Origin of the sequence: Lacticaseibacillus camelliae DSM 22697 = JCM 13995, assembly GCF_001311195.1 — a bacterium.
GTDB classification, from domain to species: domain Bacteria; phylum Bacillota; class Bacilli; order Lactobacillales; family Lactobacillaceae; genus Lacticaseibacillus; species Lacticaseibacillus camelliae.
Map to the genome: position 1 here is coordinate 1 of NZ_BBAJ01000097.1, position 7,767 is coordinate 7,767.

The window sequence follows — 7,767 nt, forward strand, 5'->3', positions numbered from 1 at the left end:
GATCCGGCCCTGATCGAAGGTGGTGTCTGGGCCGCCAGGTTGACCCTGATGACCTTTGGTTGGCACCTCACTTTGACCCTGGCTGTGATCCTTGGCCGGCTGGTCAGTGGGATCTGTCAACAAGGTTGGGCGCACCTTGCCCGCCGGATTCGGGGCGACTTCGGCCCGGGTCCCAAACAGGTGGAGCTCGCCGTAATCGGCAATGCCTGGGTAGGCCGGATCGGTCGGCGTGCCCGGATCATCAACCTGAATCTTGATGTAGCGATAAGCAATCTGTGCCTGCTTTGGATCGATCTGAATCGTCTGCGGCTGATTGCTCAACTGGTTTTCGGCAGTGGTTAACTTCGTCCACGTGGTGCCGTCGTTGGATCCGTACAGATTGGTCCCCTGCGCCCGGTTCGGGAAGCCGGTGCGGGCCAAGTACATCACGGACTGAAGCGTGACTGTGTAGTCCTTGCCAAAATCAAGCACGGCCGCCGTGTGCCAGTCGCCGCCAATGGTGCTTTGGTTGTCATCCGTCAGCTTGGCCGCGCTGAACGTCTGCTTCGGGTCAATGGCGTGGGTCGTCTTATCGAGCAGATTGGCCGCCGCCAGGTCCGGGTAAGCGCCGTATGCCAGGCTGCCGTCCTTCAGCGTCGGGTTCAGCAATTCACCGGCGGCAATGGCCGCGGTGTAGTCACTTAACGCCGCCTGGAACTGCGCATCGGTGCCGGTTTTGACTAGGGCCTGGACCTTGGCCGCGGCGGCATTGATCGCCGCCATTGAAGCGGTCGTGTAAGGCGCTTTTTGCAGCTCAGTCGTCGCCTGATTGTAAGCTTGAATCCGGTTCTTCTCGCTGGTCACGGTGAAGGTCTTGGTGACTGTGCGCTGACCGTTGGTGGCTTCGACCGTCACCGGATAAGTGCCCGTGCTGGTTGGCTGCCAAGTCAACTTGCCCGTTGCACTCAGGGTCATCCCCTTTGGGCCATCGACCAAGGTCAGCGAGGTTGCATTGGTGGCTGTCAGGTCCAGGTTCAGCGTCTGGCCCAGAAAGACCACGGCGTCCTTTGCGGTCTCGCCGATCTGCGGCAGTGCGGCCTTGTCGGTGTAGCTGCCAGCGGCAAAGGTGACCGTCACCTTAGGCTGATCTGCAACGACCGCGAAAAAGTCAATGTTGGCATTGCCGTTCAGCGTCGGGTAAGCCACCGTGAGCCACTGGTTGTGGGTGTTTGGTAGCGTCAACGTTTGGTAAACCTGATCTGGCTGGTTATCGCGACTGACCAGCAGCTTGGCGACGCCGGTGGTCTTCAGCTTCAGCGCAAAGGCGCCGTCTGTCGGCTTCTCTAGGCCGGCCAGCGCGATCTGCGAGCCGCCGCGCACCGTCTTGGTGTCCTTCGGGTACAGCTTATCGTACTCGGTTTCCTTGATGCTGCTTTGGTCCTTGACCGCCGTCACTTGGAGCCCGTCTTTGGTCTTGGTCGCGTGGTCCGCATCGAGGACCGTGCCGAACTGGGCAAAGGAAACATCCTTTGAAGCACTACCAGTGCTCGGGAACGTCGCCGCGTCTGCCGCTTTGCCGGCCGGAATGGACAGCCAGTACTCGGCCCCAACCTCGGTGATCTTCGAATCGGAGTATGCGCCCCAGTAGTTCATTTTAGTCGTGCCAGTGTAGTATTCCGGTGCGTTCAAGTGCGTAGCTTCCGCAGTGAGCGCGGGTGCGATCTGCGCCAACTCACTGGCCGACATATTTTCCTGATAACGATAGTAGTCGTAAACCTCGCTGAGGCTGAAGAACTTATTCAGCCGGCCGCGGCCGTCCGTGCTGACCGCGCCGCCGTAATCGATGATGTTCTGGACCCCATCGGATTCAATGGCCGGATGGGCCGCGTCTCCGGGCTGAGACACCTGGATCCACGGCACAGTTTCGCCTAAGTTGTACTTGTAAAACTGTTCAACGCCTTTCAACAGGCGCTGGTCGCCGAACTGGTAAGGGTCCACCGCGCTCTCAGCGGTCGAAGGCACGCCGGTCGTCTTGTCGACCTTGATGCCCTGGTTGTTGATGATGCGCGCCAGGCCGGCGAGGCAGAGCACGTCGTCCTTTGCGTGGTTCTCATCACGGCCCATTTCCAGGTGCTGAACAAAACTCTGGCCGGTCGGGTTGCGCGGATCATCGGCGGCAATCACGTGAAACAGGTTGCCCAAGGCCCCGTTGATGTTGGGCCGCGCCGAGGTCGCGTTGACAAAAGTCTGCTCAACATCGGCCGCGTACGCCTCACGGTCATCCTTGAAAATGGCCCCGGCCATCGCCCCGGTCAGCGCGTACAGGTGCTGATTGAAGTACTGATCCTTGATTTTGATCAGCAGGGTCGCCGTCAGTGGGTCAACCAGATTCTTGACCAGCTGGTCGTTGTCCTGAGTCGACCACCGCAGATCCACGTTGTTGCCCGCGGCGTCAGTGTACACATTGGCACCCACGACCGACGTGTACTTCAGCAGCTCGGCGGCGCTGACCATATAGTAGAACGGAATCGGCGCGTGAATGTGCGCGTCCGCGTAATACTTATAGCCGGCAGGGTTCATGTTTTCCCAGATCCGCACGAGTCGCAGCGCGTTGTAGCGGTACTGGCGGTTGCCGGTCAGGTAATACAACACCGCCTGCGTGTATGCACGGAACCCATCGGCGCTAAGCCGCGGCTCCTGCTTGTTGGACGTAAACGTGTTATCCAGCGGGGTATCAAAGGTCCCTTCCTTCAGGTTTGACGCCTGAAAATCAAGGCTGGCGTACGGACTCGCCAGCATGCCCTGGTAATAGGTCGTCCACGGCTGCGCCCCTTTGCTGAGCGCCGCGCGGGTCTGCTGCAGCTGCTCAGGGTCAACGCTGATCCCAGGGTGAACAAACCCGTCCTTTTTCACAATATTCAACTCAACACTGGTGCTGATTGGCGCCGTATCAGCGGCGTAAACCGGCTGGGTCGCAATGCCCAACAAGGTTCCTGCGGCCGCCGCAACGCCAAGCAGCCACAGCCCCAAACGATGATGCCTCATCTGTCTTCCTCCTGTCTTTGAAAAACGTCAACACTACCCCAATTAGAGCGGCCTTAAACAGCCAACTTGCTCACCCTTAATCAAGCAAGTACAATGCCAAACACTGTGGGGTGTTGTAACCGGAAAACCGGGGCCGCAAAAAAAAGGCGCCCAGGGTCTCCCCCAGGCGCCGCCATTCGACAATCGCTTAATCTTCTTGATAATTAAAATACTGAAAGTCCGCGTGCGAGCGGTGCTGGTCCATGTCCTGGGTGCAAATGCCGACCATGGCGCCGGTGAAGGCCAGCTTACCGTTGGCCTTGATGTGATCGTCGCTCAGGTGGTCTGCGGCATACGGCGTGGCCAGCACTTGCCACTGCGCTGCCCCCGCCTGGCGGTAGGCGAAGCGCGCCACCTCTCGGTCAACCTGCACGCGCAGCGCAACCGGCCCGGTAAAACGAATCGGTAGGTGCTCGGACAGGTAGCTGAACTTGCCGCAGTCCGCCACCTCCAGCTGCAGGTAGCGGCTGTGCAGCTCCTCATCATACGACAGGTGCAGATACGCCCAGTTGGCGGTGTCGTAGTACAGCACCAGGCCGGCCAGCTGCTGAAAGCTAGTGGGGGTAAAGTCCACGCAAGTTTCGGCGGTGAACTGAACACTTTGCCACCGACGCGCCAGCAGCGTTTGCGCGTCCAGGCTGGACAGACTTTCACGGCCGTACAGGCGCAGCCAGCCCGGCCGCGCCGTGAGTGAGGCGCGTTCCCCAAGCGGCTGGCGAAGCGTCTTCAGGCTGGCCGGTAGACTAGGCTGGTCAAACACAATGGCCTGCGAGTGGTCCAGCACCTGCACCGCAGTCGCCGGCGCTGAGGCAATCGTCACGGTTTGATCCGGCAGGTGGGTGCCGTTGGCCAAGTGCGGCCAGTCGTCTTCCCATACCAGCGGCTGGATCCCGGTTTCGCGGCCCAACGGATTGTTGCCGTGCGGCGTCAGCGGGCGCGCGCACAGAAACACAATGTACCAGTCGCCATTGGGCCCCGGCACGAAGCAGGCGTGGCCCGCCTTGGCCAGCGGCAAGTCGTCGTGGTACTTCGTCGAAATCAGCGGCTGCCACGGCGAAAGCACGTACGGCCCCCAAATGTTGCGGCTGCGCGCGACGGTCGAGGCGTGGCTGTAGCCCGTGCCTCCGGCGGCGCACAGCAGGTAGTACCAGCCGTTGCGCTTCATGATCTGCGGGCCTTCGCAAACACCCAGCGAGGTGCCTGGGAAGAAGCGCCGACGCTGACCGATCAGACTTTTTGTCTTAGCATCAAATTCTTGCATGACCACCCCGGCAAATCCCGGGTGGTCCAGCCGGTGATCAAACAGCATGTTCATGAAGTAATGGCGGCCGTCATCGTCGTGGAACAGCGCCGGATCAAAACCGCTGGCGCTGATAAACGTCGGCTTGCTCCACGGGCCGGTGATCGAAGGGCTGGTGATCACGTAATTGAGCGTGTCCTTGAACGCCGTGGCCGACTTCACGATCGTGTACACCAGCCAGAACTGGTCCTCGGCATAGCTGAGGTGCGGCGCCCAGATCGCGCCGGAATCGTAAACCCCGCGCAGATCTACGCGCGCCGGGTCGTTCAGCGGCTCGGCCACCAGCGTCCAGTTCACCAAATCGACGCTGTGATAGATCTCAACGCCCGGCCACCACTCAAACGTCGACGTCGCCAGATAATAATCGCCGCCCACCTTCAGCAGGCTGGGATCGGGACTGAAGCCCCGCAAAATTGGATTCTCCACTGTGGCACTCATGCGTTCACCTCCCCGCCAAATGGCGTTTGCGTCCAAGCCACGTGCAGGTCGCGGCCAGTAACTTCGATTGGCAAAATGCTGTAGCCGGACTGGCTCAGATCCGCCGGCTGCCAGTGATCCAGCAGCAGGTACCAGCGCCCGTCAATTGCCAACGCCGCGGCCGGCTGTCCGCCGTACGTCGTTGCCGCGGTCGGCCCCATGCAGGGGTTATCGATCAGCTTTTGCCCGGAAAAGAGAAACCGCGAGCGCGAGTACAGCGCCGGATTGGGCCGCCAGCCGGTTGTGCCAGAGGTGATGGTAAAGTACCAGTCACCCGCATGAAACACAGTCGGCGCCTCGCGCGCCTGATCGACCAAGATTTTGGCCGAAAAGCCGGTCAGGCCCAGGTAATCAGGCGTCAGTTGCGCAAAATACAGCGTCTGGTTCATGTCCGAGCTGAAGCACAGGTAGGCCTGGTCGCCGTCCTGAACCAGCGTCATGTCGCGGCTTTCCTGCCGGTTGGGCCGCAAGACATCATGCACGGTGAACGGACCGGTCGGCGCCTCTGCCGTGGCCACCACGCAGCCGGCGTACGTGTAGTCCTGGTTGTCAAAATGGGCCCACATCACGAATTTCCCGGTCCGGGCGTTGAACAACACCTTGGGCCGCTCGACCACACTGGTCACCTGCAGCCGGCCTTCGGGGTCTGAAGCCGGCGTCAGCACGCGGCCGGCATCGTGCCAGTCGCGCAGGTTTGAAGACGAGTAGCAGCGCACCCCGGTGAATGGGACGACTCGCTTGCCGGCTGCCACGAAGGCCGACTGGCTGCGGTCCTCCCCGTACCAATAATAGGTGCCCTGATGGCCAAGGATGGTGCCGCCGTGGGCCTGGATCAGCTGGCCGTCAACATCGCGCCACGGCTGGCCGTTCACGTTACCTACCATATCAGAAAGTCCTTCCCTAAAAGCCGCGTCAGCGTTTCGACCAGGTAAAAGTCACTGTAGATCAGCCGCACCTCGCGCAGCTTGTCGTGATACGCCGGGGTGGCCCCCAGCACGATGCCGTCGGTGGCCGGGTCCAGGTCCAGGTAATGGTCAATGACCGCCTGCAGCAGCTTGACCGCCGCCTCGTGGTACAGCGGCTTTTCAAATTCACCCACGTGCTTTTCAATCTCAAGCAGGCCGCAGGCGGCGCACAGCGAAGCCGACGTGTCGTAGATCACCGGCGTGGCCGGTGCGCGAAAATCAGCCAGCGGCACGTACCCGGTTGTTTCGACGTTGGCGATGAAGTAGCTCGCGACGCGCTTGGCGGTGTCCAGATAGGCCTGCTTTTGCGTGTGCGCATAGCTGAGCGCAAACCCGTACAGGCCCAGGCCTGCCCGCGGGACCAGGACGACCCCGGCCCGTAGCCCTGGCCACCTGGGGTGTCCAGCAGTTGCCCATTGGTCGGGTCAAAAATGCCGATGTGATTCGTAGAGCCGTCCGGCCGCACGATGTTTTGCATGACGGTATCGGCGTGGTCCTCGGCCACATAGCCGAACCGCGGATCATCGATGGTGTCTCGCGCCCAGTATAGCAGCGGAATGTTCAGCATGCTGTCGATGATCACCCAGCCGGCGCGGTCGCGGTTCCACGAGCGAATGAACTTGCCACGCGGATTGTAGCGGCCGGCAAGCAGCGCCGCGGCATGCAGCCCGCGGGCCTTGCTGCGCTCACTGCCGGTCAGGCGGTAATCCGCAACGGCCGACAGCTGGTACATGAAGCCGACATCGTGGTGCAGCCCGGTGTAGATCGTCATCGCCTCGTCCAGTTCGGTCTCGTTGGCCTCGGCCGTTTCCTTGAACAGCGGGTCCTTGGTGGCGTTGTACATCAGCCATAGGGTGCCGGCCCAAAAGCCGTTCGTCCACCAAGTGATGTCCTTTTGCGCCATGTCTTCGTACTTACCGTCTGGCCCGGGTGTGTACGGGATGGCTGGGCCCAGCCGCTTGGCCTCAGCCGTCAGCTTAGTTTGCACCTTGGCGAACAATTCCTCATAACTTGTTTGTGCCACGATTGTTTCCTCCTTTTGTGCCATTTAAAGCAAAAAAGGCCCGCAGACACGAGCCTTTCAAGCTGTCCTATGCGCCGGTAATGCCCAGGAAGGTCAGCGCGAAGCCCAAGACGACCACGCCAATCAGGACTTTAACCGGGCTGACGTTCTTGCGCAGGAGCACGAAGCACCCAACCGCCAGCAGCAGTGGCAGCATCCCTGGCAGAATCTGGTCCAGAATCTTCTGCAGGACCAGCTCAGAGCCGTTGATTTTCCCTTTCAAAATGACTGGCACCTTGACCAAAGTGGCGATCATACCACCCACAACGGTGACCCCAACGATCGAAGCCGCCTTCGTGAACATTGTCATGACGCCGTTTTGAACAGCCTTGGCGATGTACTGGCTGCCCAGTTTGTAGCCAAATTTTTCACCGTACCAGCGGACCAGGATGTTCGGAATCAAGGCGAGCAGTGGCAGGGCGGCAACGACCAGGTTGCCAGTCTTGGCGAAGCTGATCGCGATGCCCATAATGATCAGCGCCCACACCCCGGAGAAGAACGTGTCGCCGATGCCGGCCAAAGGCCCCATGAGGCCGATCTTCATCCCACTGATACCAGCGGTGTCGAAGGTGCCCTTCGGTGCCTTGGCGTTCTCCTGCTCCATCGAAATTGCGAGCCCGGAAGCCAGGCCGTTCATGTTTGGTGTCGTGTTGTAAAATTCCATGTTGCGCTTCATGGCTTCCCAGAACTGGTCATCGTCTTTGTAAATTTTCCGGTAGGCTTTTTCGTGGACCCAGTCCCATGCGACGCCTTGCTGCCGGGTGTAAGACATGCAGAACCCCAGCCACATGTTGCGCCAAAAGAGGTGCTTGGTCAGCTTTTTGTCATCGGCAGTCATTTCAATTTTAGTCATTGAAGAAGTCCTCCTCTTTATCTCCTGAACTTACTTCCTCAATTTT

General features: G+C 60.2%; 6 protein-coding genes. All 6 read right to left on the minus strand.

Going from position 1 to position 7,767, the window contains the following annotated elements; translation table 11 throughout:
• The coding region (locus tag JCM13995_RS12200) for a discoidin domain-containing protein (protein WP_156314482.1) at positions 1–3,024 on the minus strand (3,024 nt) is incomplete at its 3' end.
• Between the two features lie 187 nt (positions 3,025–3,211).
• Positions 3,212–4,801: a glycoside hydrolase family 43 protein gene (locus JCM13995_RS12205; protein WP_054666050.1), complete on the minus strand. Its 1,590-nt coding sequence runs from the start codon at positions 4,799–4,801 to the stop codon at positions 3,212–3,214.
• Positions 4,798–5,724 (minus strand): glycoside hydrolase family 43 protein, encoded by a 927-nt coding sequence (locus JCM13995_RS12210; protein WP_054666054.1) that lies wholly within the window; start codon positions 5,722–5,724, stop codon positions 4,798–4,800. The genes JCM13995_RS12205 and JCM13995_RS12210 overlap by 4 nt, the downstream gene beginning before the upstream one ends.
• A complete protein-coding gene (locus JCM13995_RS16370; RefSeq protein WP_225350886.1) occupies positions 5,718–6,038 on the minus strand; it encodes a hypothetical protein in 321 nt (106 codons plus the stop codon). Before JCM13995_RS16370 ends, JCM13995_RS12210 begins: the two co-directional genes overlap by 7 nt.
• Positions 5,999–6,829 carry a glycoside hydrolase family 88 protein gene (locus JCM13995_RS12215; protein ID WP_225350887.1) on the minus strand — a complete coding sequence of 277 codons (831 nt, stop codon included), beginning with the start codon at positions 6,827–6,829 and terminating at the stop codon, positions 5,999–6,001. Before JCM13995_RS12215 ends, JCM13995_RS16370 begins: the two co-directional genes overlap by 40 nt.
• Positions 6,830–6,896: 67 nt before the next feature.
• Positions 6,897–7,721, minus strand: coding sequence for a PTS system mannose/fructose/sorbose family transporter subunit IID (locus JCM13995_RS12220; RefSeq protein ID WP_054666060.1), 825 nt, complete (start codon positions 7,719–7,721; stop codon positions 6,897–6,899).
• Positions 7,722–7,767 lie beyond the last annotated feature (46 nt).

Excerpts from the sequence above, each read along its gene's own strand:
- JCM13995_RS12220 (WP_054666060.1), bottom strand. The coding sequence starts at position 7,721 with ATGACTAAAATTGAAATGACTGCCGATGACAAAAAGCTGACCAAGCAC.
- JCM13995_RS12210 (WP_054666054.1), bottom strand. The coding sequence starts at position 5,724 with ATGGTAGGTAACGTGAACGGCCAGCCGTGGCGCGATGTTGACGGCCAG.
- JCM13995_RS12205 (WP_054666050.1), bottom strand. The coding sequence starts at position 4,801 with ATGAGTGCCACAGTGGAGAATCCAATTTTGCGGGGCTTCAGTCCCGAT.